The sequence below is a fragment of the Proteiniborus ethanoligenes genome (assembly GCF_900107485.1).
Lineage (GTDB): Bacteria > Bacillota > Clostridia > Tissierellales > Proteiniboraceae > Proteiniborus > Proteiniborus ethanoligenes.
The window spans coordinates 1-1,903 of the sequence record NZ_FNQE01000062.1; the positions used below are offsets into that span (position 1 = coordinate 1).

2 protein-coding genes are annotated in these 1,903 nt (G+C 29.7%); both read left to right on the top strand.

What is annotated here, in order from left to right; all coding sequences use genetic code 11:
• The first annotated feature begins 410 nt into the window (after positions 1-410).
• Positions 411-968 (top strand): uracil-DNA glycosylase, encoded by a 558-nt coding sequence (locus BLV37_RS14705; protein ID WP_091733207.1) that lies wholly within the window; start codon positions 411-413, stop codon positions 966-968.
• A 46-nt stretch (positions 969-1,014) separates the two neighbouring features.
• Positions 1,015-1,596, top strand: coding sequence for a uracil-DNA glycosylase (locus BLV37_RS14710; protein WP_091733209.1), 582 nt, complete (start codon positions 1,015-1,017; stop codon positions 1,594-1,596).
• The last annotated feature ends 307 nt before the right edge of the window (positions 1,597-1,903 follow it).

Below are 1,903 nucleotides of genomic sequence, written 5' to 3' on the forward strand. Positions count from 1 at the left end.
GCAACACAAATTTGTTCACTCCCATACGGTCGTGCAAATTTGGTGCTCATTGCGTTTGGGCTATGCTGCAATTACCCAAATCTTTGATTTGGTGTAATTGCAGTACTCAGAAACTTGTTTTCTGAGCTTCCTTGATTTTTCGATAAAAACGTTCGAAAAATTGGGTTAGGTCATAAGGAGAGTAGGACGTCGCTGGATTTTTTTATTTTTTGAAATAAAATTTTTGGAACTATATAAATAGTTTGGGTGGTATTCGGTTGAATACCGCCTTTTTAGCTATTAAACTATATTTTCCAAAATCATAAAACTAAGTTTTATAATACAAACAGATATAGGTGAAAAAACTTAAACAAATATGATACTATATAATTATAATATAGAAACATTTTTTCATTGCAGGGAGGGATAATGTGTATAGCCTACAAGGTTTAGAAGAATATTGTATAAGATGTAACAAATGTCCCTTGCATAAAACTAGAACAAATGTAGTTTTTGGAGATGGAGATCCAAATTCTATGATTATGTTTATAGGAGAAGGGCCAGGGTACAATGAAGATAAGCAAGGAAAACCATTTGTAGGGGCAGCGGGACAGCTTTTTGATAAAATGCTTAAGGCAATAGAATTTAAAAGAGAAGAGGTTTATATAGCTAATATAGTAAAATGTAGACCACCGAATAACAGAAATCCTTTAGCAGAAGAAGTTAGAAGCTGTATAGACTACTTAAGATGGCAGGTAAAACTAGTTAATCCTAAAATAATAGTATGCTTAGGTGCAGTTTCTGCTCAAAATATCATAAATAAAGATTTTAAAATTACAAAGGATAGGGGTATATGGGTAAAAAAGGGTAATTTTTATATTATGCCAACCTTCCATCCTGCTGCCTTATTAAGAGATGAGAGTAAAAAAAGACCTGCTTGGGAAGACTTTAAGAACATAAAGGTAAAATATGAAGAATTGATTAGTTGAATTGACTTGTATAGTAACACAGAAGGATATTGAAGGAGAGATAATGTTGAAATACGCTAAACTAAAGAAGTTAAATAATGAAATAGCAGAAAAATTTATTCATAAAGAATTAGTTCTTGGAGATGGTAAGGAAGATAGCATTATAATGATGATAGGCGAAGCACCAGGAGCAAAAGAGGTAGAATACAAAAAACCCTTTGTTGGTTCAGCAGGAAAATATCTTGATGAATTTTTGTCAATACTTAACCTAGATAAAGACAAATTGTATATTACAAATACAGTAAAGTTTAGGCCTACTAAGGAAGGAAAAAGGCCTGGAACAAAAACAAATAGAGCACCAAATAAAAATGAAATAGAAGAATTCAAAGGATTCTTATTAGAAGAAATAGACATTATAAATCCTAAGATAATTGTGACTTTAGGAAATGTTCCATTGAAGACATTATTGAATGATGATGAAATCTCAATAGGAAATACACATGGAAATAAGTTATTTATAAAAATAAAAGAAGTTGAATATATTATTTTTCCACTATATCATCCTGCTGCTGTAATATATAGAAGAGAATTGAAGGAAGTATATTTGAAAGATTTAAAGAAACTAGCAGACTTGTTAATAGATATATAAATTTAATGAATAATTATTGTGAAAATAGGAAGTATAAATATATCTATATTTTTATTAAATATTTTGAAAGACATACTAGAGGCTAGTAATTATGCATGATAACATTAAAAAACTGCATAAAAAAATGGCTATAATTGGTCTTAATATGTTGTTGACTTAATATGAGAAACATGATATATTAAGAAAGTCGTCATTAAACGACAAAAAGCATCAAAAAAGATTTTCAAAAAACTTTTCAAAAACATGTTGACACGAAAGAATAAAAATGTTAACATAAGAAAGTCGCCTCTTGAGAGATGGCGAGAAG